The sequence below is a fragment of the Streptomyces sp. NPDC050560 genome, from assembly GCF_044457285.1.
Lineage (GTDB): Bacteria > Actinomycetota > Actinomycetes > Streptomycetales > Streptomycetaceae > Streptomyces.
Genome location: NZ_JBITGT010000011.1, coordinates 180,102 through 206,831, shown reverse-complemented (window position 1 = coordinate 206,831; position 26,730 = coordinate 180,102). Strand labels below are relative to the sequence as shown.

Below are 26,730 nucleotides of genomic sequence, written 5' to 3'. Positions count from 1 at the left end.
GGCACACGCGCCGGGACCCCGCCTGGCGGTGTCGGCGGACTCCCCCGAAGACCCCGCCGCGCACCGCGTCCTTGACGCCCCCGCTACAGGAGGCCCGCCGCCGCGAGGTGCTTGCCGACGGTGCGTACCTCGTCCTCGTCCAGCGGGATCTGGGGGTAGGCGGTCACGGGGCAGTCGATGACGCCGCGCAGGTGCAGCGCCGCCTTGAACGCGCCGAGCCCGGCGGAACTGCCGCCCATCCGGTCCGCCGCGCCCGCCCGCACGATGCGGAACAGCGCGCACAGCCGCTCCTGCTCGGCGCGCGCCGCCGCCCAGTCGCCGTCACGGCACAGCCGGTACAGCCGTACGTACCCGTCAGGGTCGACGTTGCCGAGCCCGGGCACGACGCCGTCGGCGCCCATCGCGAGGGCCGAGTCCACCGTGGTCTCCGAGCCCGTCAGCACGCTGAAGCCGGGGATGCCGCGCTCCTTCGCGCCGACGATGACCTCGCGGAAGCCGCTCATGTCGCCGCTGGAGTCCTTGAGCCCGGCCAGCGCCCCGTCGGCGGCCAGCTCCAGGACGAGCCCCGCGCCCAGCTTGGTGTGCACGGACACCGGCAGGTCGTACGCGAACACCGGGACCCCGGTGCGCCCGGCGAGCATCCTGAAGTGCCGGGCGATCTCCGCCGGATGGGTGCGGGTGTAGAACGGCGCGGTGGCGACGACCGCGTCGGCGCCCGCGGAGACCGCCTCCCGGGCGTGGTCGAGCATCCGCAGGGTCGCCATGTCGATAGCGCCCACCAGCACCGGCACCTGCCCGCCCAGATGCCCGATGACGGTCTCCACGACCTTCCTGCGGTGCCCGTCGGGCAGATACGCCGCCTCGGACGAGGAGCCGAGCAGGAAGAGCCCGTCGACGCCGCCCGCCACCAGGTGGTCCACGAGCCTGACAAGCGACGCGGTGTCCACCTCGTACTCCGGGGTGAGGGGGGTGCAGACGGGCGGCACGACACCGGTCAGCGGGGCGGGGAACGGGGCGGATGACGGACGGGGGCTCATGAACGCTCCTTCTGCACCGTGGCCTGGGCTACGAGGTCGCGGATGGACTGGCCCGCCGCCACCGGATGGTGGCAGCGGAAGCGGTGGTCGGGACCCGACGGCGAGAAGTCCGGCATCGTCGCCGCACAGGTGTCGTCCGCCTTCCAGCATCGTGTGCGGAACGGGCAGCCGCTCGGCGGATGGGTCGCCGACGGCACGGGCCCGACGAGCGGAATCGCCTCGATCGGGTCGAGCAGCCCCGGCGTCGCCGAGAACAGCGCCCGGGTGTACGGGTGCCGGGCCTGCGCGGTGTCGCGCCCCGCGGGGGACTCCTCGACGATGCGGCCCAGGTACATGGTGATGACACGGTCACTCATCCGGCGCACCGTCTGGATGTCGTGCGAGACGAACACCATCGCGATGCCGAGCCGGCTCTTCAGGTCGAGCAGCAGGTTGAGTATCTGCGCGCGCACCGAGACGTCCAGGGCGCTGGTGGGCTCGTCCGCCACCACGAGGCGGGGGTCGAGCGCCAGCGCCCTGGCTATCGCGACCCGCTGCCGCTGCCCGCCGGAGAGCTGTCCGGGCAGCGCGTCCGCGAGCACCGGCGGAAGACCCACCAGGTCCATCAGCTCCCGCACCCGCTCCTCGCGGGCCTCGGTGGTGCCGCGCCTGTGGACGTCCAGCGGGTCGCGCAGTATCTGCCGTATCGGCAGCCTGCGGTTGAGCGCCGTCGACGGGTCCTGGAAGATCATGCCGGTGTGGCTGCCGACGGCGGTGCGGCGCTCGGCCGCGGACATCGACCACAGGTCCCTGTCCTCGAAGGAGACCGTGCCCGAGCTGGGCCTGTCGATGCCGACGAGGACCTTCGCCAGGGTCGACTTGCCGCACCCCGACTCGCCGACCACGCCCACCGTCTCCCCGGCCGCTATGTCGAGGTCGGCGCCGGTGAGGGCGTACACCCGGTCGCGCCTGAACAGGGAGCCGGTGCGGGCCCGGTGCACGACACTGGCGCCCGCCAAGGAGATCAGAGTCATTTGAGGGCCTCGCTTCCCTGTCCTGTGCGGGTGGAGACGGGCAGCTCCACCGCGGGGTGGTGGCAGGCGACCGTGTGCGTGGGCGCGGGGCCCAGCAGCGCGGGCGCCGTGGTGCGGCAGACCTCGCTCGCCATCGGGCAGCGGTCCGCGAACCGGCAGCCGCGCGGGAAGTCGGCGGGCGACGGCACCACGCCCCTGATCTGCGTCATCCGGTCGGCCCCCGACTCCAGCGAGAGCACCGAGCCGAGCAGCCCCCTGGTGTAGTGGTGCGCGGGCGCCTCCACCAGGGAGGCGGTGACCGCGCTCTCCACGATCTGGCCGCCGTACATCACGACGATGCGGTCCGTCACGTCCGCCACCAGGGCGAGGTCGTGCGAGACCAGGATCAGGGCGAAGCCCAGCTCCTCGCGCAGCCGCAGCAGCAGCTCGATGATCTGCGCCTGCACGGTCACGTCGAGGGCGGTGGTGGGCTCGTCCGCGACGATCAGCTTGGGGCTGCGGGAGAGCGCCATGGCGATCAGGACGCGCTGGCGCTGGCCGCCCGACAGCTCGTGCGGATAGCTCCTCAGGGTGCGCGCCGGGTCGAGGCCGACGAGTTCCAGCAGCTCGGCGGGGGTGCGCCTGCCGCCGCGCCGCACCAGTTGGTGGAGCTGGGCGCGGACCGTCATCGCCGGGTTCAGCGACGACAGCGCGTCCTGGTAGATCATCGCCATGTCGTGGCCGAGCAGCCTGCGCCTGGCCCGCATGGGCATCCCGGTCAGCTCACGCCCGTCGAAGACGACACGGCCGCGGATACGGGCGCTGTCGGGCGCGAGGCCCATCACGGTGAGCGCGGTCAGCGACTTGCCGCATCCCGACTCGCCGACAAGGCCGAGCACCTCCCCGGGGCGCACGTCGAAGCTGATGCCGTCGACGATGTCCACGCCGCGGTGGCGCTGCTCGAAGCCGATGGCAAGCCCCTCCACCGACAGCACGGGCTCGCCGCCCGGCAGCGCGCGTGCCCGCTCCCGCAGCCGCGCCGCCGCCTCGGTCAGGGACGGCAGCTCGGTGATGACGCCGCTGCCGGGCCGTGGCGCCTCCAGCGCGTCCAGGGCCTCCCCCGCGGGGGCCCCGGAGGCGGTCGCGCCCTCGGCCGTGGCGGTGTCGGGCCCGCCCTTGACGAGGTCGACCCGCTCGGCGCCCTCGGCCGCTTCTGCCGTGACGCTGCGGGTCGCGGCCCGGTCCTGGTCGCCGGTGCGGGCGCCGGGTGAGGCCCAGGCGTCGGAGACGCCCTCGGAGAGGATGTTCAGCGCCAGCACCGTGATCAGCATCAGCAGGCCGGGGAAGACGGTGGCCCACCAGCCGCCGGTGAGGACCATGTTCTTGCCGTCGGAGATGACGCTGCCCCACGACGGGTCGGGCGGGCGCACCCCGGCGCCGATGAACGACAGCGACGCCTCGAACACGATGGCCTCGGCGACCTGCACCGTGCAGAAGACCAGGATCGGCGCCGCGCAGTTGACCGCGACGTGCCTGAGGATGATGTGCGGGGTGCGGGCCCCGATGACGCGTTCCGCGACCACGTAGTCCTCGCCGTACTGGTCGAGGACGTTGGCCCGTACGACGCGGGCGATCGGGGGTGTGAACAGGAACGCCAGCGCGCAGATCAGGATGGGGATGCCGCCGCCGAAGACGGTGACGAGGACGGCGGCGAGCGCGATGCCGGGGAAGGCCATGATTACGTCGAGGACGCGCATCAGGGTCTCGTCGACCGCCTTGCGTGACGTGGCCGCGACGGCGCCCAGGACCGCCCCGGCGACGAGGCCGAGCGCGGTGGCGCCGAGGCCGATGGCGAGCGACCAGCGCGCCCCGTACATCAGCCGGCTGAGGATGTCGCGGCCGAGGCTGTCCTGGCCCATCCAGTGCTCGCCCGACGGGCCCCCGTTGCCGATCATGGTGGCCTGGTCGAGCGGGTCGTGCGGGGCGATCAGCGGCGCGCACAGGGCCATCAGGATGACCAGCGCGATGACCACGACGGAGACGCGGGAGCGCACCGGCAGCCTGCGCAGTGTGAGACTCCGCAGGGCCGCCCGCCCCTTGGTCGGCTGCCCGGGCTTCATGCGGCACTCCTCAGACGCGGGTTGACCAGGAGGTAGAGGATGTCGATGATCAGGTTGACCACGACGAAGCCGACGGCGGTGGTGATCACGACGCCCTGCACCACGGCGGGGTCGCCGTTCTTCACGGCGTCGATCATCAGCTTGCCCATGCCGGGCAGCGCGAAGATCGTCTCGATGACGACCGCGCCGCCGAGCAGATAGCCCACCCGCAGGCCGAGCACCGTCAGCGGGTTGATGAGGGCGTTGCGCAGGACGTTGCGGCCCACCACGACGACCGGCGGAAGACCGCTGCCGACCGCGGTGCGCACGTAGTCCTTGTCCAGCTCCTCGACGACGGCCGTGCGCACGATACGGGTGAGCTGCGCGGCCACGGGGAGCGAGAGGGCGAGCGCGGGCAGCGTCATGCTCTTCAGCCAGCCGCTGAACGAGTCGCCCGGGTTGATGTAGCCGTTGGCGGGGAACCAGCCCGCGTTCACCGCGAGGTACTGGATCATGAGCAGCGCGAGCCAGAATCCGGGGGCGGCCACCCCGATCAGCGAGAGCACCCGGATCACCTGATCGGGCCAGCGGTCCCGGTAGAGGGCGCCCGTCACCCCGAGGACCAGCGCGATGACGATCGCGACGACCAGGCCGAGCAGGGTGAGCTGGAGGGTCAGCGGCAGGGCGGTGGAGACCTGGTCGAGCACCTGGCCGCGATTGAGGACGCTGAAGCCCATGTCGCCGTGGAGGAGGTCTCCCACGAAGTGCACATAGCGCACCGGGAACGGATCGAGCAGCCCGTTCTCCTGCCGGAACTGATGCAGTTGCTCCGGGGTCGGATTGGCACCCTGGAAGTACGCGGAGGCCGGATCGCTGTTCGAGAACCGCATGATGATGAAGACGAACAGCACGATCCCGAGCATCAGCGGAATCAGCAGCAGGATGCGGCGGGCCAGAATTCTGGCTATCGCGAGCACGTGCGGCTCCTAACGGAGGTGCGGGAGATCAGCCCGCTGCGGGCTTGGCCTGGAGGAGGTTGATGCCGGGATACGACTGCGCCCGCACTCCAGTGATCTTCTTCGGGTCCCAGGCCGTCATCAGTTCTGTGTGCACGATCGGGTAGATGACCGCATTTTCCGCCACCACGTCGATATAGTCCTGCGTCATCTTCTTTTTCTTCGCCGGATCCGACTCCCTCGTGGCCTGGTCCATCTGCTTGAACAGGGCTTTGGCGGTGGAATTACTCTGCCACCTGGCGTAGCCCGTCCAGGTGTTTGTGGGGGAGTAGTTGTAGCGCATGATCAGGTCCGCGTCGATGCCGAACTGGTTCGGATTCGAGGCGCTCGCCACGACCTGGAAGTCCTTCTTCTGGTCCAGTTTGCTGAAGACCGCCGAGGTCTCCTGCGGGTCGAGCGTGGTCTTCACCCCGACCGCGTCCCAGGACGCCTTGATGGTGGGCAGGCAGTCCACGATCCAGCTCACGTTCCCGGCGAGCAGGTTCACCTTGAGGTTCTTCACGCCCGCCCGGGCGAGGAGCTGCTTCGCCTTGTCCGGGTCGTAGGTGTAGACGGTCTTCGCCTTGCGGAAGGTGGGATTCTGCCGGTCGAGAAAGGACTGGGCCGCCTTTCCGTGGCCGCGCAGCCCCGCCTGGATCATCTTCTCCGTGTCGATCGCGTAGAAGAGCGCCTGGCGCACCCGGACGTCGTCGAACGGCTTGTGGGCGGTGTTGAACAACAGGAAGATGTGGTTCATCCCCGCGCCGCCCTCGACCGTGAGCCCGCTCTTCTGGAGCTGCTCGATGTTCGGGTACGGAATGTTGTCGGCGATCTGGGCCCCGGCGCTGTTTCCGGAGATCTTCGCCACCCGGGGCGCGGCGTCCACGATGGCGAGCCAGTTCATGGTGTCGAAATTCGCCTTGCGCGGCCCGTTGTAGTCCGGATTGGCGGCGAAGGTGGTGTTCGACTTCGGGTGGTGCGCGGTCTGCTTGTACGGGCCCGAGCCGATGGCCTTGCCCGCGTCCAGGGTCTCCCAGCCGCCGGACTTGCCCACGATGTGCTTCGGCAGGATCTTGCCGAGGGTCAGCCGGGCGGTGCCGTCCGGGAACGGGAACTTCAGCGTGAGTTCGACGGTCTTTGCGTCGACCTTCTTCACGCTCTTCAGCCAGGAGGCGAAGAAGCCCTGCGCGAGGGTGTAGGAGCTGGTGTCGAGGATCTTGTCGTAGGTGAAGACCACGTCGTCCGCGGTGACCGGCTGCCCGTCGTGCCACTTGGCGCCCTCCCGCAGGGTGAAGCGCCAGGTGGTGGCCTGCGGGTCGGCCGGGATCGCGGTGGCGAGCGCGGCGTAGGGCTTGCGGCTGATCGGGTCGTTGTCGCACAGGCCCTCGAAGATGTGGTGGTTGGCCGCCATGGAGAAGGCCGACGCGGTCTTCAGTGGGTCCCAGCTCTGGTCGTTGCCGTACCCGATGACCGCGGTGACGTCCTTGGAGCCACCGCCGCCGCCCCCGGTGTCGTTGGTCGACTCGGGACCCGAGGAGCAGGCGGAGAGCGAGGTGGTGATGGCCGTGGCGGCGCCGAACGCGCCGGTGTACTTCAGAAAGGACCGGCGGTGCAGGGCCCGCCCTGGGGTCGCGTCGCTCACAGTGCCTCCATCGGGGCTTCCGGGAAAATATTCGGGAGATAGGACGTCCTACGTCGTGTTGCGCGACGATAAGTCCGGTCCGGTGGCCGGTCAAGAGGGCGCGCATACGCCCGGCGGTCGGCGCCTGGCCGGACATGGGACGTGGGATGTCTGATGGGCGTACGATGTGCGGCATGCCTGAGGAGCCGAGCAACTCCGGGATGCGCGCGACCCGTCAGTCGCGCGTGAACAGCCAGATCCAGCGCGAGGTCACCCAGCTCATCCTGGACCGCAAGCTGCGCCCTGGCTCCCCCCTGCCCACCGAGACCGAGCTGATGGAGGACCTGGGCGTCAGCCGCAACTCGGTGCGCGAGGCGCTGAAGGCGCTCCAGGCCCTCGACATCGTCGAGATCCGGCACGGTTACGGCACCTATGTGGGCCAGGCTTCGCTGACCCCGCTGGTGGACGGGCTCACCTTCCGCACCCTCGCCATGTCCGGCGACGACGAGCATGCGCTCGGCGAGATCCTCCAGGTCAGAGAGGTGCTTGAGGAGGGTCTGATACGCCGGGTCGTGCACTGTGTGACCACGGAGGACCTGGCGGCGCTCGGCGACATCGTCGCCAGGATGGAGCGCGGCGAGGACGCCGGGTCGCCCTTCCCCGACCTCGACCGCGAGTTCCACGAGCGCCTGTACCAGACCCTGGGCAACGCGCTGGTGCCCCAGCTACTCGGCGCCTTCTGGCACGTCTTCCACCGGGTCGCGCGGGCCCGCGGCTGGGACGACGACCCCGAGCCGAGCCTCACCGTCCGCCGCCACCGCGACATCCTCGACGCCCTGCGCGAGGGCAGCACCGAGGGCGCCCAGCGCGCCATGGCCGACCACTTCCGCGGCATCGAGACCAGGGCCGCCCAGGAGACCCGTGGCGTCGGCTGACCCCCGCCGGGGAGCCCTCGGGTGCCGGTCGGCACCCGCCCGCGCCACCGACCCCCACGTAACCGACCCCGCCCCCACGCCACCGACCCGCCCACCACGCACCGACCCCGCCCACCACCGCACGGACGAGGACCACGCATGACGGACGCCCCGGACGCCCCCAACCGCGAAAGCCGCCTGCGGCACTTCTACGACCGCCTCAGCACCCCCGGTTACGGCGGCGACTACAACCCCGAGCAGTGGGACGAGGCCACCCACGCCGAGGACATGACCCTGATGCGGGCCGCCGGGGTGAACCTCGTCACACTCGGCATCTTCTCCTGGGCCAAGTCCGAACCGGCCCCGGGCGCCTACGACTTCACCTGGCTCGACACCCACATGGACCGGCTCGCCGAGAACGGGATCGCGGTCAGCCTCGCCACCATGACCGCCTCCCCGCCCGCCTGGCTGGCCGCCGAGCACCCGCAGACGCTGCCGGTGCTCGCCGACGGCACCCGCCTCTACCCCGGCTCCCGGCAGCACTGGTGCCCGTCGAGCCCTGTCTACCGCGACCACGCCGCCCGCCTCGCGGGCAAGCTCGCCGAGCGGTACGGGGACCACCCCGCCCTCGCCCTCTGGCACATCGGCAACGAGTACGGCTGCCACATCTCACGGCACTGCCACTGCGAGGTCTCCACCGCGGCGTTCCGCGACTGGCTGCGGAAGCGCTACGGCGACGTGGACGCGCTCAACGCCGCCTGGTCCACCGACTTCTGGTCCCAGCGCTACGGCTCCTTCGACGAGATCCACACGCCGCGCACCGCACCGTCCTTCCGCAACCCCACCCAGCAGCTCGACTACCTGCGCTTCTCCTCCGACGAACTGCTCGCCTGCTACCTCGCGGAGAAGGAGGTGCTCGCCCGGGTGACCCCGCAGGTGCCGGTGACCACCAACTTCGTGCCCGTCGCCAAGACCCTCGACCTGTTCTCCTGGGCGCCCCACCTGGACGTCATCTCGTACGACTCCTACCCCGACCCGCACGACCCGGCCGCGGGCCGCGAGACCGCGTTCTGCTACGACGTGATGCGGGGGCTCGGCGGCGGCCGGCCCTGGCTGCTGATGGAGCAGGCGCCCAGCGCGGTCAACTGGCGAAAGCGCAACGGCCGCAAGCCGCCGGGGCGGATGCGGCTCGACAGTTGGCGCGCGGTGGCGCACGGCGCCGACTCGGTCCTCTTCTTCCAGTGGCGCCAGTCGCGCGGCGGCGCCGAGAAGTACCACTCGGCGATGGTGCCGCACGGCGGCCCCGACACCCGTATCCACCGCGAGGTCAGGGAGCTGGGCGCCGAACTCGCCGACCACCCGGAACTCCTCGGCTCGCGCCCGCTGCGCGCCGACGCCGCCATCCTGCTCGACTGGCCGAGCTGGTGGGCCCTGGAACTCGACGCCCACCCCAGCCGCGACGTCACCCTGATGTCCGCCGCGCTCGCCCACCACCGGCCCCTGTACGAGGCGTCCGTCGCCACCGACGTGGTCCCCCTCGACGCGGACCTCGCCCCCTACAAGCTGCTGGTGGTGCCGAACCTGTACGCGGTCCCCACCGCGGCGGCCGAGCGCATCACCGCGTATGTGCGCGGCGGCGGCACCCTGGTGATGTCGTACTTCTCCGGCATCACCGACGAGCACGACCGGGTCCACCCCGGCGGCTACCCGGCGCCGTTCCGCGAGCTGCTCGGCCTCACGGTCGAGGAGTTCGACCCGGGGCCCGACGGCTCCTGGGCCGAGGTGATCCGCCTGGAGGGCGCGGAGGCGGTCGACACCTTCGACGACGGCTCACCCGCCGTCACCCGCCACCCCTACGGCGAGGGCACCGCCTGGTACCTGGGCACCCGCCCGGAGCCCGAGGCGATGCGCGCGCTGATGGACCGCGTCCGCGAGGAGGCCGAGGTCCACCCCGTACTCCCCGGCCTCCCCCCGTCCACCCAGGCCCGCACCCGCCTCACCGCCGACGGCACCCCCGTCCACATCGTCCTGAACGACACGACGGCAGAGGTGGAGATCCGCCGCGGCTGACCCCCGGGACGCCCCGGCCCCGGCCCGCGCCGCCGGGTGGGGCGGGGCGGGAGATCCGTGCGGGACAATGGGGGCCATGAGCCTGTTCCGGGATGACGGTGTGGTGTTGCGGACCCAGAAGCTGGGGGAGGCCGACCGGATCATCACGCTGCTCACCCGGGGGCACGGGCGGGTGCGGGCCGTGGCGCGCGGGGTGCGGCGCACCAAGTCCAAGTTCGGCGCGCGTCTTGAGCCGTTCACCCATGTCGACGTGCAGTTCTTCGCCCGCGGCAGTGAACTCGTCGGCCGCGGCCTGCCGCTGTGCACCCAGGGCGAGACCATCTCGCCGTACGGCTCCGGCATCGTCGCCGACTACGCCCGCTACACCGCGGGCACCGCGATGCTGGAGACCGCCGAGCGCTTCACCGACCACGAGGGCGAACCGGCCGTCCAGCAGTACCTGCTGCTCATCGGCGGACTGCGCACCCTCTCCAGGGCCGAGCACGAGCCCCGGCTCGTCCTCGACGCGTTCCTGCTGCGCTCCCTCGCCGTCGGCGGCTACGCCCCCAGCTTCTCCGACTGCGCACGCTGCGGGCTGCCAGGACCGCACCGCTTCTTCTCCGTCGGCGCCGGCGGCTGCGTCTGCGCCGACTGCCGGGTGCCCGGCAGCGTCGTACCCTCGTCGGGGGCCCTCACCCTGCTCGGCGCGCTGCTGACGGGGGACTGGGAGACGGCGGACGCCACCGAGCCGCGGTATGCCAGGGAGGGCAGCGGCCTGGTGTCGGCGTATCTGCACTGGCACATGGAGCGCGGGCTGCGCTCACTGCGGTACGTCGAGAAGTAGTCCCCCGAGGTCCACACGTCCGAGCAGGGAAGCTGGAGCGATCATGGCAGTACGCGGGATTCTGGGACGGCAGCGCCGCGAGTACAGGGTGCCGGAGCCGCACCCGTCGGGCGCCCGCCCGCCGAAGCTCCCCGGGGAACTGGTGCCCCGGCACGTCGCCATCGTCATGGACGGCAACGGCCGCTGGGCGAAGGAGCGCGGGCTGCCGAGGACCGAGGGCCACCGCGTCGGCGAGGGCGTCGTCCTCGACGTGCTCAAGGGCTGCCTGGAGATCGGCGTGAAGAACCTCTCGCTGTACGCCTTCTCCACCGAGAACTGGAAGCGGTCGCCCGAGGAAGTCCGCTTCCTGATGAACTTCAACCGCGACGTGATCCGCCGCCGCCGCGACGAGATGGACGAGATGGGCATCCGCATCCGCTGGGTCGGCCGGATGCCGAAGCTGTGGCGGTCCGTCGTCAAGGAGTTGCAGGTCGCCCAGGAGCAGACCGTCGGCAACGACGCCATGACGCTGTACTTCTGCGTCAACTACGGCGGCAGGGCCGAGGTGGCCGACGCCGCGCGAAGGCTCGCCCGCGATGTCGCCGCGGGCAGGCTCGACCCGGAGAAGGTCAGCGAAAAGACCGTCCAGAAGTACCTGTACTACCCGGACATGCCCGACGTCGACCTGTTCCTGCGCCCGAGCGGGGAGCAGCGTACCTCCAACTACCTTCTCTGGCAGAGCAGTTACGCGGAGCTGGTGTTCCAGGACGTGCTGTGGCCCGACTTCGACCGGCGCGACCTGTGGCGGGCCTGCGTCGAGTACGCCTCACGGGACCGCCGCTTCGGCGGCGCGATCCCCAACGAGACCGCCGACGAGGAGGCCGGGGCCGCCGCGGGAAGCGAAGAGTAGCCGGGCGTGACGCGCGGGCGCGGGCGGGGCGCCGCGGCGGTGCCGGCGGGCGGGGCGCGGCGTCAGCCGTCCCCGTGCCCCGGGTGCCCCGCGCAGTCCGCGCAGGTGCCGAAGATCTCTATGGTGTGGGCCACGTTCACATACCCGTGCTCGCGGGCGATGCCCTCCGCCCACTTCTCCACCGCGGGCCCCTCCACCTCGACGGCCTTGCCGCACACCCGGCACACCAGGTGGTGGTGGTGCTCCTCGGTGCTGCACCTGCGATAGACCGACTCGCCGTCCGAGGTGCGCAGCACGTCCACCTCCCCGGCGTCGGCCAGCGACTGGAGGGTGCGGTACACCGTGGTCAGGCCCACGGAGTCGCCCTTGTGCTTGAGCATGTCATGCAGCTCCTGAGCGCTGCGGAACTCGTCGACGTCGTCGAGCGCGGCCGCTACCGCCGCGCGCTGCCGGGTCGACCGGCCTCGTACCGGGGCTGCCACGGTGTGCCTCCTCACGTCGGCTTGTCCAGCCATTCTGCCAGCTCCGGCGTCAGGGGCGGCAGCCACGGTGCGCCCCGGCGCCGCCCCGGGGGCCCCGGCGCGCGCCGTGCGCGCCCCGTGAGCGGGGCGGGACCTGCGCGGGTCGCCACGTACGGACCCGCGCGCGGACGGGGGCCGCCCTGATTTGATCCGGGGGGGCGCCACGCCGGTAATCTGAGGCATTCGCCGTTCACCGTCGTATGAAGAGAGCACCGTGGCCGCCGACAAGATCGACACCATCGTCAGCCTGAGCAAGCGCCGTGGCTTCGTCTATCCGAGCAGTGAGATCTACGGAGGCCAGCGGGCCGCCTGGGACTACGGGCCGCTGGGCGTCGAGCTGAAGGAGAACATCAAGCGCCAGTGGTGGCGCTACATGGTCACCTCGCGCGAGGACGTCGTCGGTCTCGACTCTTCGGTGATCCTGGCCACCGAGGTGTGGGAGGCGTCGGGGCACGTCGCCACCTTCACCGACCCGCTCACCGAGTGCACCTCCTGCCACAAGCGGTTCCGCGCCGACCACCTGGAGGAGGCGTACGAGGCGAAGCACGGCCGCCTCCCCGAGAACGGCCTCGCCGACGTGAACTGCCCCAACTGCGGCAACAAGGGCCAGTTCACCGAGCCCAAGCAGTTCTCCGGGCTGCTCGCCACCCACCTCGGCCCCACCCAGGACACCAGCTCCGTGGCCTACCTGCGGCCCGAGACCGCCCAGGGCATCTTCACCAACTTCGCCCAGGTGCAGCAGACCTCGCGCCGCAAGCCGCCGTTCGGCATCGCCCAGATGGGCAAGTCGTTCCGCAACGAGATCACCCCGGGCAACTTCATCTTCCGCACCCGCGAGTTCGAGCAGATGGAGATGGAGTTCTTCGTCAAGCCGGGCGAGGACGAGAAGTGGCACGAGTACTGGATGGAGCAGCGCTGGTCCTGGTACACGGGCCTCGGCCTGCGCGAGGAGAACATGCGGTGGTACGAGCACCCGAAGGAGAAGCTCTCCCACTACTCCAAGCGCACCGCCGACATCGAGTACCGCTTCCGCTTCGGCGGCAGCGAGTGGGGTGAGCTTGAGGGCGTCGCCAACCGCACCGACTACGACCTCTCCGCCCACGCCAAGGCGTCGGGGCAGGAGCTGTCCTACCTCGACCAGGAGGCCGGGGAGCGCTGGGTGCCGTACGTCATCGAGCCCGCGGCCGGGGTCGGCCGCACCATGCTGGCCTTCCTGCTCGACGCCTACACCGAGGACGAGGCGCCGAACGCGAAGGGCAAGATGGAGAAGCGCACCGTGCTGCGGCTGAACCCGCGCCTCGCGCCGGTCAAGGCCGCCGTGCTGCCGCTCTCCCGCAACGCGGACCTCTCCCCGAAGGCGAAGGGCCTGGCCGCCGCGCTCCGGCAGAACTGGAACGTCGAGTTCGACGACGCGGGCGCGATCGGCCGCCGCTACCGCCGCCAGGACGAGATCGGCACCCCGTTCTGTGTGACGGTCGACTTCGACACCCTGGAGGACAACGCCGTCACGGTGCGCGAGCGCGACTCCATGCGGCAGGAGCGGGTCTCCCTCGACCGCATCGAGGGCTACCTCGGGGAGCGGCTGGCGGGCTGCTAGGGCGTGTCTTCAAGAGCCCGTCTGGTCGGGGCGGCCCGGCACGCACTCCCCCAGCCTTCGGCCGGGAGGTGCCCCCACGCCGCGTTGTCGTCAGTCGCCGACGCGCCGCGTCGACTCCCTCCTCCGCCTTGCGATGGGGGCACCTCCCACGCCCTTCGGGCAGTGGGGGAGCACCGGACCATCCCGACCCCGCCCTACAGGCGGACGACGCTCTTTTGAAGACACTCCCCAGCGCCCCGGGCGTGGGCGTGTGCGAGGGGGTCTTCTGGCCCCCTCGTCGTTCTTCTTGCGAAGACGGGGCGGCGCCCGCCGAAAGGGCGAAGCCCGGAAGGGGGGACCGGCAGGCCCCCGCTGCGGGCCGGGCGGGCCGGGGCCGAGGTGGCAGGGTGAAGTGGCAAGGCCACACCACCGGCGGCGTCCACGGGCGTCAGCGAGGAGAGAGCACCATGCGCACCGTTCCGCTCGGCACCGAGGGCCCCCGGGTCGCCGCCCTCGGCCTCGGCTGTATGGGCATGTCCGCCCTGTACGGGCAGGCCGACAGGGCCGAGTCCATCGCCACCGTCCACGCCGCGCTCGACGCCGGGATCACCCTGCTCGACACCGGCGACTTCTACGGCATGGGCCACAACGAGATGCTGATCGGCGAGGCGCTGCGCTCCGCGGGGCCCGCGCGGCGCGCCGGGGCGCAGCTCAGCGTGAAGTTCGGCGGCCTCAGGGACCCCGACGGCGGCTGGGGCGGCTACGACGGCCGCCCCGCCGCGGTCAAGAACTTCGCCGCGTACTCCCTCACCCGCCTCGGCGTCGACCACATCGACGTCTACCGCATCGCGCGCGTCGACCCTGCCGTCCCCATCGAGGAGACCGTCGGCGCCATCGCGGAACTCGTCCAGGCGGGCCACGTACGCCACATCGGCCTCTCCGAGGTCGGCGCGGCCACCGTCCGCAGGGCCGCGGCGACCGCCCCGATCAGCGACGTCCAGATCGAGTACTCGCTGATCTCCCGGGGCATCGAGGAGTCCATCCTGCTGACCACCCGCGAGCTGGGCATCGCCATCACCGCGTACGGCGTGCTCTCCCGCGGCCTGATTTCCGGGCACTTCGCCCGCGACCGCCAACTGGAGCCGACCGACTTCCGCGCCCACTCGCCCCGCTTCCAGGGCGAGAACTTGCAGCACAACCTGGACCTCGTGGACGCGCTCGCCGCCGTCGCCGAGCGCAAGGGCGCCACCGTCGCGCAGATCGCCATCGCCTGGGTGCTCTCCCGCGGCGACGACATCGTGCCGCTGATCGGCGCCCGTACCCGCGAGCGCCTGGCGGAGGCCGTCGGCGCCCTCGATGTCACGCTCGACGAGGACGACCTCGCCGCGGTGGAGGGCGCCGTGCCGCCGGGCGCGGCGCGCGGCGAGCGCTATCCGGCGGCGCAGATGGCCTCGCTCGACAGCGAGCGCTGACCGCCCACGCCGCCCGCGCACGCCGACCGGGGGCGGGCCGCTACCCGACCGTCCGCGGCAGCCGGGTGCTCAGCGCCGCCGTCACGGCCACCCCGGCCAACTGGACGGCGAGCGTCACCAGCAGCCCGTCCCGCAGCCCGCCGCCGTCGGCCACGCTCAGGAAGAGCGAGCCGAGCACGGCGACCCCGAGCGCAAGCGACGACTGCTGGGTGGTGATCATCACGCCGCTGCCCACCCCGGCCCGCTCCACCGGCACCTCGGACATGACCACCCGGAAGATCACCGGAAGCTGCAACGCCTGCCCCGCGCCCGCGAACACGGAGCCCGGCAGCAGGGTGAGCGCGTCGAGGCGGGGCCAGTCGCGCCAGGCCGCGAGGCAGATCAGCAGCAGCCCCACGGCCTGGAGCCCGGCGCCCGCGGTCACCACCCGGGTGCCGAAGCGCCGCACGAGGCGCGGCCCGAGCACCGAGAACACGAAGAAGACCCCGGCGAGCGGTGCGAGCGCCAGGCCCGCCGCGACGGGGCCGAGGCGCGCCCCCTGCTGGAGCGCCACCGCCATCACGAACATGAACCCGCTGAACCCCATCGAGAACGGGACGATCAGCACGAGCCCGCGCCGCAGCGTCACGAGCCGGAACAGGCTCGGCGGCACCAGCGGGGTGTGCCCGCGCCTGTCGAGGCGGCGCTCCACCGCGTAGAAGCCCCACGCGGCGAACGGGAACACCCCGAGGGCCGCCCAGGTCCACAGCGGCCACCCCGCGGCGCGGCCCTCGGTCAGCGGCAGCAGCAGGGTCAGCAGGGACACCGCGAGCAGCGCCGTGCCCGCCAGGTCGACCGGTGCGGGGCGCGCGGCGCGGGTCGGCGGCACGGTGCGCACCGCGAGCGCCAGCGCGACGGCCACCACCGGCACGTTGACCAGGAACACCGCCCGCCAGTCGGTGCCCGCGATGTCGGCGGCGATCAGGACGCCGCCGAGTATCTGGCCCGCGACCATGGAGAGCCCGGCCGTCGCCCCGTACAGGCTCATGGCCCGCGCCCGCCGGTGGCCCTGGGTGGTGGCCTGGATGGTGGCGAGGACCTGCGGCAGCATCAGCGCCGCCGCCATGCCCTGGGCGACCCTGGCGCCGATGAGGCTCCAGGCGTCGGGCGCGAGGCCGCAGGCCAGGGAGGTGACGCCGAAGGCGGCCATGCCGCCGATGAACAGCCGCCTGCGGCCGAAGCGGTCGCCGAGCCGGCCGCCGAGCACCAGCAGGACGGCGTACGCGACGCCGTACCCGGCGACGACGAGTTCCAGCAGCGCCTCCCCGGCGTGCAGGTCGCTGCCGATGGTGGGCAGGGCGACGTTGACGATGAAGAAGTCGATGAGGGGCAGCGCGGCGCCGATGAGCACCGTGAGCAGCCCGGCGCCGGAGAGCACCGTGGTCGGGTGGACCGTGACGCGGCCGCCCGGTGCGCCGGTGGCGGGCGGCGCGGCCGTGGTGGGGCCCGCGGTGCCCGCCCTGGTCTGGGTCGTGGGAATGTCACTCACGGCAGCGAGCCTCGTCGACCGCCGAGACTGGTACCAGAGTGTCCTTATCCTGGTAGCAGAAGCACCTGGCAATGACCGCGGCGGTGCGGCACGCTGGCTGCATGGTCACCGCTTCACCCGGGCCGCCGCTGCCGAGGACAGGACCGCCGCCCGCCGCGCCGCGCGCCGCCGCTGCGGGGGAGTCCGAGATCCGCCGCTCCGAGCTGGCCGGTTTCCTGCGCAGCCGCCGCGAGCGCATCGCCCCCGAGCAGGTGGGGCTGCCGCGCGGCAGCCGCAGGCGCACGCCAGGGCTGCGCCGCGAGGAGGTCGCGCAGCTCTCCACGGTGGGGGTCACCTGGTACACGTGGCTCGAACAGGGCCGTGACATCCAGGTGTCGGTGAGCGTCCTCGACGCGCTGGCCCGCGCGCTGATGCTCGACGGCAGCGAGCGCGCCCACCTCTTCCACCTGGCCGCGCAGAGCGACCCGCTGCCGGGGCGCGGCTGCGAGACGGTGACGCCCGCGGTACGCCGCCTCATGGAGCAGCTCGAACCGATCCCGGCGGGCGTGCAGAACAGCCGCTACGACATCCTCGCGTACAACCGCACCTACGGACGCATGCTCTGCGCGCTCGACGAGGTGCCGGAGGAGGATCTGAACTGCATGGTCCTCGCCTATCTGAACCCGCACTGGCGGGCGGGCATCGTCACGCTCCAGGAGTCGACGCGCGCCATGGCCGCGAAGTTCCGCGCCTCGATGGCGGAGCACCTGGCGGAGCCCGCCTGGAAGATGCTGCTCGACCGGCTGCTGACGCAGTCACCCGAGTTCCGCGAGGTGTGGGAGCGGCACGAGGTGCAGGCGCCGAGCGGCAAGGTCAAGCAGTACCGCAACCGGGACGTGGGCCTGCTCACCGTGGAGCACACGGAGTTGCAGATCGGCCCCGCCCACGGCCCCCGCCTCGTGACGTACGTCCCGGTCGACGACACGACCAGGGCCCGCCTGGAACGGCTCCTTGAGCTGGCCCTCGCCGCGGAGCGAGGGGAGCGGGAGGAGCCGGGGGAGCGGTAGCCGCCGCCGGGACCCGCGCCGGGGCGCCGCTACGACGCGTGCGGGGACGGTGCCGGGCCCTCCACGGCGGGTGCCAGGGGCGCGGCCACGGCCGCCTCCGCGTCCTCTGCCTCGATGCGCTCCGCCATCCGGTGGGCGGTGCGCGCCGCCCACCGCCCCGAGGTGAGCAGCCCGAGCAGCAGCACGCAGACCCCGCAGCCCGCGAGTATCCACCAGGCCGGCCTGCTCGCCGCCACGTACGTGTCCCGGTACGAGCCCCCGGCCACACCGGAGGCGAGCACCGCGCCGATCACCGCCACGCCGAGCGTGGAGCCGATCTGGCGGCTGGTGGAGGCCACCGCGGCCGCCACGCCCGCCTGGGAGCGCGGCATGCCGGAGACGGCGGTGTTGGTGATGGGCGCGTTCACCACGCCGAGGCCGATGCCGAAGAGGACGTAGCCGACGATCCGCGGGAAGGCGCTGGTCTCCGCGTCGAACGCCGCGAACAGCACGCCGGTCGCGGTCATCGTCACCCCGGCCACCAGCAGCGAGGGCCGGGGCCCCCTGCTGCCGACGAGGCGCCCCGACAGCGGTGCGAAGAACAGCGTCATCGCGGCCATCGGCAGCATCCAGAGACCGGCGTGGAGCGCGCTCTCGCCGCGCACGTTCTGCAAGTAGAGCGTGTTGAGGAAGAGGAATCCGGCGAGCGCCGCGAACGAGCAGACGGCGATGACGGTCGCCCCGCTGAACGGCGCGCTGCGGAAGAACCGGATGTCGATCAGCGGCTCGTGGCGCCGCGACTCGTAGCCGACGAGGCCGCAGAGCGCGGCGAGCGCGAGCGCGCCGAAGCCGACGGTGGGGGCCGACCAGCCCGCCGAGGGCGCCTCGATGATCGCGTAGGTGAGCGCGGCGAGCAGCACGATCACCAGGACCTGGCCCACCGGATCGGGGCGGCGCGCGGTGGCCGCGCGGGACTCCGGTACGTACTTGACGGTGAGCAGCAGCGCGGCGAGGCCCACCGGGAGGTTGAGCCAGAAGATCGAGCGCCAGCCGACGCTGTCCACGAGCAGGCCGCCGACGAGCGGGCCCGCCGCCATGGAGATGCCGATGACCCCGCCCCAGACGCCGATCGCGCGGGCCCGCTCGCGCGGGTCCGTGAAGGTGTTGGTGATGATCGACATCGCCACCGGGTTCAGCATGGAGCCGCCGACCGCCTGCACCATGCGGAACGCGACCAGGGACGGCAGGTTGGGCGCGAGCGAGCAGAGCAGCGAGCCCAGCACGAACACCACGAGGCCCGCCTGGAAGACCCGGCGCCTGCCGAGCCGGTCGGCGGTCGACCCGGCGAGCATCAGCAGCGAGGCGAGCACCAGCGTGTAGGCGTCGATGGTCCATTGCAGACCGGCCACGCTCGACCCCATCTCCGTCTGGAGGGAGGGCAGCGCGACGTTCAGGACCGTGTTGTCGAGGCTGACCATCAGCAGGCTCATGCAGCAGATGGCGAGGACGAGCATGCGACGGCGCGGGCTGAGGTCGGGCATACATCAATAGTACGACTAACTAATGACCTGTTGGGCCATGCGCGGGCCCGATCCGGCCAGGTGAGGCGATGGTCACCCGTGACGACGACCACAGCGGCCCCGCCCGCGACCCTGCCACCGCCCGCCACGGGCGGCCCCGCGTGCGGCGTGCGGGACAATGGGGCCCATGTCCACGCTCACCATCGGTCCCCACACCGTCACGCCCCCCGTGGTGCTCGCCCCCATGGCGGGTATCACCAACGCGCCCTTCAGGACGCTGTGCCGGGAGTTCGCGGGCGGGCGCGGTCTCTTCGTCAGCGAGATGATCACCTCGCGGGCCCTGGTCGAGCGGAACGAGAAGACCATGCGGCTCATCCAGTTCGGTCCCGGCGAGCGGCCGCGCTCCATCCAGCTCTACGGGGTCGACCCCGCGACCGTCGGCAAGGCGGTCAGGATGATCGCGGACGAGGACCTGGCCGACCACATCGACCTCAACTTCGGCTGCCCGGTGCCGAAGGTGACCCGCAGGGGCGGCGGTTCCGCGCTCCCGTACAAGCGGCCGCTGCTGCGGGCCATCCTGCGGGAGGCGGTCGCGGGCGCGGGGCGGCTGCCGGTCACCATGAAGATGCGCAAGGGCATCGACGACGCCCATCCGACCTGCCTGGACGCGGGCCGTATCGCCGTCGACGAGGGGGTCGCGGCCATCGCCCTGCACGGCCGCACGGCCGCCCAGCACTACTCGGGCACGGCGGACTGGGAGGCCATCGCCCGCCTCAAGGAGCATGTCCCGGAGATCCCGGTGCTGGGCAACGGGGACATCTGGTCGGCGGCCGACGCGGTGCGCATGATGCGCGAGACCGGCTGCGACGGCGTCGTCGTGGGCCGCGGCTGCCTGGGCAGGCCCTGGCTCTTCGGGGACCTGGTCGCCGCCTTCGACGGCGGGGGCGCGCCCGCGGCGCCGACGCTGCGCGAGGTCGCCGCCGTCATGGAGCGGCACGCCCGGCTGCTGGGGGAGTGGCTGGACGACGAGGCGCGCGGCGTCATCGACTTCCGCAAGCACGTGGCCTGGTACCTCAAGGGCTTCTCCGTGGGCTCCGCGATGCGCCGCAGGCTCGCGGTGACCTCCTCGCTCGCCGAGCTGTCCGACGGCCTCGCCGCACTCGACCTCGGCCAGGGCTGGCCGGAGGGCGCCGAGGGCCCCAGGGGCCGCACCTCGGGCCGCGACCGCGTGGTCCTGCCCGACGGCTGGCTCGACGACCCGCACGCCTGCCCGGGCGTGGCCGCGGACGCGGAACTGGACACGTCGGGCGGCTGAGCGCACGGGGAGCCGGCCGGCGCCCGCCCGCCGCGCCTCCGTAACCGTCCCGCCACCCCCTCGCCACCGCCGCGCGGCGAGTGATTCCCGCCACTTTTGAGACATCCGATGCTCGTCTGAGCCCGCTCGGGCCCGCCGGACTCCCATCACACTTCTCCAAGGGGTGGCACCCAGTGCCACCCCTTGGAGGTTCGAAGGGCAAACCCGGCCGCGCTTTTTGCCGCTCGGATGAGCGGAGAGCTTCAAGAATGAGTAGCCTGATCTTCAGGAAGTGAACACGGGGAGCGTCCGGAAGCCGCGCGCCATCGACTTTTGATCTCTCAGCGGATGGGTGGTTGCGGCCATGTGACGCACAAGTGGACGTACCCGAAAGCCTTCGATCTGGGTATGTTCCCTGCCGTCAGGGCAGTCGGCAGAGCCATCGATGGATTCGAGGCGTGCGAGGAGTCGAGATCCGTGCCGGACAAAGCAGCATCACCCCCAGCCAAGTTCGTTTATGACTTCACCGAGGGCGACAAGGACCACAAGGACCTGCTCGGCGGGAAGGGCGCGAACCTCGCCGAGATGACCAATCTCGGCCTCCCCGTGCCGCCCGGCTTCACCATCACCACCGCGGCCTGCAAACTCTTCCTGGAGACCGGGGACCTGCCCGCGGCACTCAGTGACGAGGTCAGTGCGCACCTCGCCGCCCTGGAGGCCGCCATGGGCAAGAAGCTCGGCGCCGAGGACGACCCGCTGCTGGTCTCGGTGCGCTCGGGCGCCAAGTTCTCCATGCCGGGGATGATGGACACCGTCCTCAACGTCGGCCTCTCCGACGCCTCCGTCGGGGGTCTCGCCGCGCAGGCCGGGGACGAGCGCTTCGCCTGGGACTCGTACCGCAGGCTCATCCAGATGTTCGGCGAGACCGTCCTCGGCATCGACGGCGAGCGCTTCCACGACGCCCTGGAGGACGCCAAGCACGCCCAGGGCGCCCGCGCCGACACCGACCTGGGCGCGGACGCGCTGAAGCAGCTCGTCGAGGTCTACAAGAAGATCGTCAGGGCCGAGACGGGCGCCGACTTCCCGCAGGAGCCCCGCGCGCAGATGGACCTCGCGGTGCGCGCCGTCTTCTCCTCGTGGAACGGCGAGCGCGCCCGCCTCTACCGCCGCCAGGAGCGCATCCCGCACGACCTCGGCACCGCCGTCAACATCGTCTCCATGGTGTTCGGCAACCTCGGCCCCGACTCCGGCACCGGCGTCGCCTTCACCCGCGACCCCGCCACGGGGCACCAGGGCGTCTACGGCGACTACCTCCAGAACGCCCAGGGCGAGGACGTCGTCGCCGGCATCCGCAACACGGTGCCGCTCGCCGACCTGGAGAAGATCGACAAGAAGTCCTACGACGAACTCCTCGGCATCATGGAGACCCTGGAGAACCACTACAGGGACCTCTGCGACATCGAGTTCACCATCGAGCGCGGCAAGCTGTGGATGCTCCAGACCCGGGTCGGCAAGCGCACCGCCGCCGCCGCGTTCCGCATCGCCACCCAGCTCGTCGACCAGGGGCTCATCGACGAGGCCGAGGCGCTGCGCCGGGTCAACGGCGCGCAGCTCGCCCAGCTCATGTTCCCCCGCTTCGACGCGGCCGCCGCGGGCGGCAAGGGGAAGGGCAAGGGCAAGGACACGGGGGACGGCAAGGGCGCCGCGGTGTGCGTGGCGCGCGGCATCGCCGCGTCCCCGGGCGCCGCCGTCGGCAAGGCCGTCTTCGACTCCTACACCGCCGTCAAGTGGTCGCGCTCCGGCGAGCGCGTCATCCTGATCCGCCGCGAGACCAACCCGGACGACCTGGACGGCATGATCGCCGCGCAGGGCATCCTCACCTCGCGCGGCGGCAAGACCTCGCACGCCGCCGTCGTCGCCCGCGGCATGGGCAAGACCTGCGTCTGCGGCGCCGAGGACCTGGAGGTCGACACCAAGCGGCGGCGGCTGACCGTGCCGGGCGGCGTCGTCGTCGAGGAGGGCGACACGGTCTCCGTCGACGGCTCCAACGGCCGGGTGTACGTGGGGGAGGTGCCGGTGGTGCCCTCGCCCGTCGTCGAGTACTTCGAGGGCAGGATGCACGCGGGCGCCGACGACGCGGACGAACTCGTCGCCGCCGTCCACCGCGTGATGGCCTACGCGGACCGGGTGCGGCGCCTGCGGGTGCGCGCCAACGCGGACAACGCCGAGGACGCGCTGCGCGCCCGCCGCTTCGGGGCGCAGGGCATCGGCCTGTGCCGCACCGAGCACATGTTCCTCGGCGACCGGCGCCGCGACGTGGAGCGGCTGATCCTCGCCGACACCGACGAGGAGCGCGACGCGGCGCTCTCCTCGCTGCTGCCGCTCCAGCGGCGCGACTTCGTGGAGCTGTTCGAGGCCATGGACGGCCTGCCGGTGACGGTACGGCTGCTCGACCCGCCGCTGCACGAGTTCCTGCCCGACATCACCGAGCTTTCGGTACGGGTCGCGCTCGCCGAGTCCCGCGAGGACGCCAACGAGAACGACCTCAGGCTGCTCCAGGCCGTGCACCGTCTCCACGAGCAGAACCCGATGCTCGGCCTGCGCGGGGTGCGGCTCGGCCTCGTCATCCCCGGCCTGTTCACCATGCAGGTACGGGCGATCGCGGAGGCGGTCGCCGAGCGGATCGAGGCCAAGGGCGACCCCCGCGCCGAGATCATGATCCCGCTGGTCGGCACCGTGCAGGAGCTGGAGATCGTCCGCGACGAGGCGGAGGGCGTCATCGCCGAGGTCGCCGCCGCCACCGGCGCCGACATCCGGCTCGCCCTCGGCACCATGATCGAGCTGCCCAGGGCCGCGCTCACCGCGGGCCAGATCGCCGGGGCGGCCGAGTTCTTCTCCTTCGGCACCAACGACCTCACCCAGACCGTGTGGGGCTTCTCCCGGGACGACGTCGAGGCGTCCTTCTTCACCGCCTACCTGGAGAAGGGCATCTTCGGGGTGTCGCCGTTCGAGACCATCGACAAGGACGGCGTCGGCGCCCTGGTCAGGGACGCGGTGGAGGCGGGGCGCGCGGCACGCCCCGGCCTCAAGCTCGGCGTCTGCGGGGAGCACGGCGGAGACCCCGAGTCCGTCCACTTCTTCCACGAGGTGGGACTCGACTACGTCTCCTGCTCGCCGTTCCGGGTCCCGGTCGCCCGTCTTGAGGCGGGCCGCGGCGCCGTGAACGGCGGCTGAACCGGGCCGCCGCGCGCCCTCACTCCGCGAGTGTGCGGGTCTCGTAGACCCGTACCGACACCCCGTCCTCGTCGAGGCAGCGCCCCGTCGTCAGCGCGAAGCGCTGTTTGAGCAGGGGGGACGCCACGTACGGGACGCCGTCCGCGGAGCCGGTCAGGCCGCGGGAGAGCACGGCGGCGCCGGTGAACGGGTCGCGGTTGTCGATCGCGTACAGCCGCCCCCGCCTGTCGAGGAAGAGCGCCGCCTGCTCGCCGCCTGGCAGCAGGGCCGCCACGCCGCGCCCCGGCAGCAGCCCGGCGCCCTCGCACACCGGGTGCCAGCCCGCGTCCAGTCTGAGCAGCACCGTGAGCCGTACGGGGCGTCCGGGCGCGGGCGGTTCCGGGAGGGCGGGGGCCGGGGCGGGCGCGGCCGGGGCGGTGTCGGTCATCGGGGGCTTCCTTCCAGCGGGCGGGACGGGGGAGGGGCCAGGGTGAGCAGCGGGGGCTCCGGCCTGATCTGGCCGCGCTCGGGCACGAAGCGGACGGTGGGGTCGGGGGTGCCCGGCGCGTTCACGAAGGACACGAAGCGGGCCAGGCGCTCCGGGTCGTCCAGGGTCGCGGCCCACTCGTCCCGGTAGCCCGCCACATGCCGCGCCATCAGCTCCTCCAACTCGGCGCAGATCCCGAGCGCGTCGCGTACCACCACGTCCCGCACGTGGTCGAGGCCGCCCTCGACGCGTTCGAGCCAGGCCGCGGTGCGCTCCAGGGGGTCCGCGGTGCGGATGTAGAACATCAGGAACCGGTCGACGAGGCGCACCAGTTCCGCGTCCGACAGGTCCTGCGCCAGCAGGTCGGCGTGGCGGGGCGTGGCGCCGCCGTTGCCGCCCACGTAGAGGTTCCAGCCGCTCGCCGTGGCGATCACGCCGAAGTCCTTGGAGCGCGCCTCCGCGCACTCCCGCTGGCAGCCGGAGACCGCCGACTTCAGCTTGTGCGGCGCCCGCAGGCCCCGGTAGCGCAGTTCGAGGTCGATCGCCATCCGCACCGAGTCCCGCACCCCGTACCTGCACCAGTCGCTGCCCACACAGGACTTCACGGTGCGCAGCGCCTTCCCGTACGCGTGCCCCGACTCGAAGCCCGCCGCCACCAGACGGGCCCAGATCAGCGGCAACTGCTCCACCCTGGCGCCGAACAGGTCGACCCGCTGACCGCCGGTGATCTTCGTGTAGAGGCCGAAGTCCCGCGCCACCTCGCCGATCACGATCAGCTTCTCCGGGGTGATCTCACCGCCCGGTATCCGGGGCACGACCGAGTACGAGCCGTTCTTCTGGAGGTTGGCGAGGAAGTGGTCGTTGGTGTCCTGGAGCGCGGCCTGCTCCCCGTCGAGCACATGGCCGCTGGTGCCGAGGGCCGGGGCGAGCGAGGCGAGCACGGAGGCCACCACGGGCTTGCAGACGTCGCAGCCGTCGCCGCCGCGCGCCGATGGCCTGCCGTGCCGGTCGAGCAGTTCCCGGAACGAGGCGATGCGCAGCGCCCGCACGGTCTCGTACAGCTCCTGCCTGGTCTGTCCGAAGCAGCCGCACAGGCCCCTGTCGACCTCGGCGCCGCCCGCCGCGCGCTCCGCGTCGACGAGCGCCCCGAGGACCTTCACACAGCTTCCGCAGCCGGTCCCCGCCCTGGTGCACCGCTTCACCTCGGGCACGGTGGCGCAGCCCTCCTCGATGACGGCGGCCCTGACGGCGCCCTTGGTGACGTTGTGGCAGGAGCAGATCACCGCGGTGTCGGGCAGCGCGGCGGGGCCGAGCGCCGCGGGGGCGCCCGCGCCCGGCGGCAGCACCAGGCGCTCCACCGGGAGCGGGGGCACCGAGCCGGTCAGCGGGCGCAGCGTGCCGTACGCCTCCGCGTCCCCGACGAGCACCCCGCCGAGGAGCGTCCCGTCGGCCGCGACCACGAGCTTCTTGTACACGCCCGCGCGGGAGTCGGCGTACACCACGTCGAGACAGCCGTCCGCGGTGCCGTGCGCGTCGCCGAACGAGGCGACGTCCACGCCGAGCAGCTTCAGCTTGGTGGAGGTGTCGGCGCCGGTGAACACCGCGAGGGCGCGGTGCCCCGCGCCCTCGCCCCCCGCCGCGGCCGTCGTACCGGCACCGTCCGCCATGGCCGCCGTCCCCGCGACGGCCTCCGCCGCCACCCGCGCCATCTCGTAGCCGGGCGCCACGAGCCCGTACACCCGCCCGTCGGCGGCGAGGGCGCACTCGCCGATCGCGTACACCCCCGGCTGCGAGGTGCGGCACCGCTCGTCGACGGCGATGCCGCCGCGCTCGCCGACCGCGATCCCGCACGCCCTGGCCAGCTCGTCCCTGGGCCGCACGCCCGCCGAGAACACCACGACGTCGGTGGCGAGTTCACCGCCGTCGGCGAGGCGCATCCCGGTGACCCGCCCTCCGGCGCCCGTGACGATCTCCTGGGTGCCGGTGCCGGTGTGCACGCCGATCCCCAGGCCCTCGATGCGGCGCAGCAGCGCCGCGCCGCCGCCGTCGTCGACCTGGGCGGGCATCAGCCGCGGCGCGAACTCCACCACCCGGGTGTCGAGCCCGAGCCCGGACAGCGCCCCCGCCGCCTCAAGCCCCAGCAGGCCGCCGCCGACCACGGTGCCCCGGGTGGCGCCGCGCGCCGCGTACGCCTCGATGGCGAGGACGTCCTCGACGGTGCGGTACACGAAGCAGCCCTCCGCGTCCCGGCCCGGCACCGGCGGCACGAACGGGTACGAGCCGGTGGCCAGCACCAGCGCGTCATAGCGCAGCACGCGCCCGGAGGCCGCGGTGACGGTGCGCGCCGCCGGGTCCAGGCTCTCGGCGCGCTCGCCGAGCAGCATCTCGATGCCGTGCTCGGCGAGGAACCCCGGCGGGGCCAGCGCCAGACCGTCCACGGGGGTGCCGGAGAAGTACGAGGTCAGGTGCACCCGGTCGTAGGCGGGCCGTGGCTCCTCGCACAGCACCACGACCCGGTGGGTGCGGGTGGCGCCGAGCGCGGCGAGCGCTTCGAGGAACCGCTGGCCGACCATGCCGTGCCCGACGAGGACGACGACGGGCCGCGTGTCGCCCCGGCGGCCGGGGGAGTGCGGTGCGGGCGGATGGTGGGACAT

At 72.3% G+C, this 26,730-nt stretch carries 19 protein-coding genes; 9 read left to right on the top strand and 10 right to left on the bottom strand.

The features are described 5' to 3' along the window. Positions 1-83: 83 nt before the first annotated feature. Genes ACIBIW_RS25735 through ACIBIW_RS25715 form a run of 5 tightly spaced genes read right to left on the bottom strand, consistent with a single transcriptional unit; the run spans position 84 to position 6,765 of the window. On the bottom strand, positions 84-1,037 hold the full coding sequence (locus tag ACIBIW_RS25735) for a dihydrodipicolinate synthase family protein (RefSeq protein WP_399339385.1): 954 nt from the start codon (positions 1,035-1,037) through the stop codon (positions 84-86). Next, positions 1,034-2,050 carry an oligopeptide/dipeptide ABC transporter ATP-binding protein gene (locus ACIBIW_RS25730; protein WP_399339384.1) on the bottom strand — a complete coding sequence of 339 codons (1,017 nt, stop codon included), beginning with the start codon at positions 2,048-2,050 and terminating at the stop codon, positions 1,034-1,036. Before ACIBIW_RS25730 ends, ACIBIW_RS25735 begins: the two co-directional genes overlap by 4 nt. Beyond that, positions 2,047-4,149, bottom strand: coding sequence for a dipeptide/oligopeptide/nickel ABC transporter permease/ATP-binding protein (locus ACIBIW_RS25725; RefSeq protein WP_399339383.1), 2,103 nt, complete (start codon positions 4,147-4,149; stop codon positions 2,047-2,049). Before ACIBIW_RS25725 ends, ACIBIW_RS25730 begins: the two co-directional genes overlap by 4 nt. After that, positions 4,146-5,105: an ABC transporter permease gene (locus ACIBIW_RS25720; protein ID WP_399339382.1), complete on the bottom strand. Its 960-nt coding sequence runs from the start codon at positions 5,103-5,105 to the stop codon at positions 4,146-4,148. The genes ACIBIW_RS25725 and ACIBIW_RS25720 overlap by 4 nt, the downstream gene beginning before the upstream one ends. A 28-nt stretch (positions 5,106-5,133) precedes the next feature. Next, complete coding sequence (locus ACIBIW_RS25715; protein WP_399339381.1) at positions 5,134-6,765, bottom strand: ABC transporter substrate-binding protein; 1,632 nt, start codon at positions 6,763-6,765, stop codon at positions 5,134-5,136. Between the two features lie 173 nt (positions 6,766-6,938). On the opposite strand from ACIBIW_RS25715, the gene ACIBIW_RS25710 reads away from it, so the two are divergent. From ACIBIW_RS25710 to ACIBIW_RS25695, 4 genes are all read left to right on the top strand, one after another. Then, positions 6,939-7,679: a FadR/GntR family transcriptional regulator gene (locus ACIBIW_RS25710; protein WP_399339380.1), complete on the top strand. Its 741-nt coding sequence runs from the start codon at positions 6,939-6,941 to the stop codon at positions 7,677-7,679. A gap of 138 nt (positions 7,680-7,817) precedes the next feature. Continuing rightward, the gene (locus tag ACIBIW_RS25705; protein ID WP_399339379.1) at positions 7,818-9,728 is read left to right on the top strand and encodes a beta-galactosidase; all 1,911 of its coding nucleotides are present in this window, start codon (positions 7,818-7,820) and stop codon (positions 9,726-9,728) included. A gap of 76 nt (positions 9,729-9,804) precedes the next feature. Then, complete coding sequence (recO, locus tag ACIBIW_RS25700) at positions 9,805-10,551, top strand: DNA repair protein RecO (RefSeq protein ID WP_399339378.1); 747 nt, start codon at positions 9,805-9,807, stop codon at positions 10,549-10,551. Between the two features lie 43 nt (positions 10,552-10,594). Further along, a complete protein-coding gene (locus tag ACIBIW_RS25695; protein ID WP_399339376.1) occupies positions 10,595-11,440 on the top strand; it encodes an isoprenyl transferase in 846 nt (281 codons plus the stop codon). 62 nt (positions 11,441-11,502) lie between these two features. Here ACIBIW_RS25695 and ACIBIW_RS25690 read toward each other — a convergent pair whose 3' ends face one another. Beyond that, on the bottom strand, positions 11,503-11,955 hold the full coding sequence (locus ACIBIW_RS25690) for a Fur family transcriptional regulator (protein WP_399339375.1): 453 nt from the start codon (positions 11,953-11,955) through the stop codon (positions 11,503-11,505). A 220-nt stretch (positions 11,956-12,175) separates the two neighbouring features. On the opposite strand from ACIBIW_RS25690, the gene ACIBIW_RS25685 reads away from it, so the two are divergent. Beyond that, positions 12,176-13,558 carry a glycine--tRNA ligase gene (locus ACIBIW_RS25685; RefSeq protein WP_399339374.1) on the top strand — a complete coding sequence of 461 codons (1,383 nt, stop codon included), beginning with the start codon at positions 12,176-12,178 and terminating at the stop codon, positions 13,556-13,558. Between the two features lie 446 nt (positions 13,559-14,004). Next, entirely contained in the window at positions 14,005-15,009 is a 1,005-nt protein-coding gene (locus tag ACIBIW_RS25680; protein ID WP_399339373.1) for an aldo/keto reductase, read from the top strand. A 40-nt stretch (positions 15,010-15,049) separates the two neighbouring features. Here the strand turns inward: ACIBIW_RS25680 and ACIBIW_RS25675 are convergent, their stop codons facing one another. Continuing rightward, positions 15,050-16,528, bottom strand: a complete 1,479-nt coding sequence (locus ACIBIW_RS25675) for an MFS transporter (RefSeq protein WP_399339490.1) — start codon at positions 16,526-16,528, stop codon at positions 15,050-15,052. 110 nt (positions 16,529-16,638) lie between these two features. Here ACIBIW_RS25675 and ACIBIW_RS25670 point away from each other — a divergent pair, with 110 nt between their 5' ends. Next, entirely contained in the window at positions 16,639-17,583 is a 945-nt protein-coding gene (locus tag ACIBIW_RS25670) for a helix-turn-helix transcriptional regulator (protein WP_399339372.1), read from the top strand. Between the two features lie 29 nt (positions 17,584-17,612). On the opposite strand, the gene ACIBIW_RS25665 is transcribed toward ACIBIW_RS25670, so the two are convergent. Continuing rightward, positions 17,613-19,103 carry an MFS transporter gene (locus ACIBIW_RS25665; protein WP_399339371.1) on the bottom strand — a complete coding sequence of 497 codons (1,491 nt, stop codon included), beginning with the start codon at positions 19,101-19,103 and terminating at the stop codon, positions 17,613-17,615. A gap of 166 nt (positions 19,104-19,269) precedes the next feature. On the opposite strand from ACIBIW_RS25665, the gene dusB reads away from it, so the two are divergent. After that, complete coding sequence (gene dusB / locus ACIBIW_RS25660) at positions 19,270-20,397, top strand: tRNA dihydrouridine synthase DusB (RefSeq protein ID WP_399339370.1); 1,128 nt, start codon at positions 19,270-19,272, stop codon at positions 20,395-20,397. 387 nt (positions 20,398-20,784) lie between these two features. After that, a complete protein-coding gene (gene ppdK, locus ACIBIW_RS25655; RefSeq protein WP_399339369.1) occupies positions 20,785-23,610 on the top strand; it encodes a pyruvate, phosphate dikinase in 2,826 nt (941 codons plus the stop codon). A gap of 19 nt (positions 23,611-23,629) precedes the next feature. Here the strand turns inward: ppdK and nirD are convergent, their stop codons facing one another. Both nirD and nirB read right to left on the bottom strand, forming a co-directional pair. Further along, positions 23,630-24,037 (bottom strand): nitrite reductase small subunit NirD, encoded by a 408-nt coding sequence (gene nirD, locus ACIBIW_RS25650; RefSeq protein ID WP_399339368.1) that lies wholly within the window; start codon positions 24,035-24,037, stop codon positions 23,630-23,632. Then, on the bottom strand, positions 24,034-26,730 hold the full coding sequence (gene nirB / locus ACIBIW_RS25645) for a nitrite reductase large subunit NirB (RefSeq protein ID WP_399339366.1): 2,697 nt from the start codon (positions 26,728-26,730) through the stop codon (positions 24,034-24,036). Before nirB ends, nirD begins: the two co-directional genes overlap by 4 nt.

Coding starts and splice junctions, on each gene's coding strand:
- ACIBIW_RS25735 (WP_399339385.1), bottom strand. CDS start 1,037: ATGAGCCCCCGTCCGTCATCCGCCCCGTTCCCCGCCCCGCTGACCGGT.
- ACIBIW_RS25730 (WP_399339384.1), bottom strand. CDS start 2,050: ATGACTCTGATCTCCTTGGCGGGCGCCAGTGTCGTGCACCGGGCCCGC.
- ACIBIW_RS25725 (WP_399339383.1), bottom strand. CDS start 4,149: ATGAAGCCCGGGCAGCCGACCAAGGGGCGGGCGGCCCTGCGGAGTCTC.
- ACIBIW_RS25710 (WP_399339380.1), top strand. CDS start 6,939: ATGCCTGAGGAGCCGAGCAACTCCGGGATGCGCGCGACCCGTCAGTCG.
- ACIBIW_RS25705 (WP_399339379.1), top strand. CDS start 7,818: ATGACGGACGCCCCGGACGCCCCCAACCGCGAAAGCCGCCTGCGGCAC.
- recO (WP_399339378.1), top strand. CDS start 9,805: ATGAGCCTGTTCCGGGATGACGGTGTGGTGTTGCGGACCCAGAAGCTG.
- ACIBIW_RS25695 (WP_399339376.1), top strand. CDS start 10,595: ATGGCAGTACGCGGGATTCTGGGACGGCAGCGCCGCGAGTACAGGGTG.
- ACIBIW_RS25690 (WP_399339375.1), bottom strand. CDS start 11,955: ATGGCTGGACAAGCCGACGTGAGGAGGCACACCGTGGCAGCCCCGGTA.
- ACIBIW_RS25680 (WP_399339373.1), top strand. CDS start 14,005: ATGCGCACCGTTCCGCTCGGCACCGAGGGCCCCCGGGTCGCCGCCCTC.
- ACIBIW_RS25670 (WP_399339372.1), top strand. CDS start 16,639: ATGGTCACCGCTTCACCCGGGCCGCCGCTGCCGAGGACAGGACCGCCG.
- ACIBIW_RS25665 (WP_399339371.1), bottom strand. CDS start 19,103: ATGCCCGACCTCAGCCCGCGCCGTCGCATGCTCGTCCTCGCCATCTGC.
- dusB (WP_399339370.1), top strand. CDS start 19,270: ATGTCCACGCTCACCATCGGTCCCCACACCGTCACGCCCCCCGTGGTG.
- ppdK (WP_399339369.1), top strand. CDS start 20,785: ATGTTCCCTGCCGTCAGGGCAGTCGGCAGAGCCATCGATGGATTCGAG.
- nirD (WP_399339368.1), bottom strand. CDS start 24,037: ATGACCGACACCGCCCCGGCCGCGCCCGCCCCGGCCCCCGCCCTCCCG.
- nirB (WP_399339366.1), bottom strand. CDS start 26,730: ATGTCCCACCATCCGCCCGCACCGCACTCCCCCGGCCGCCGGGGCGAC.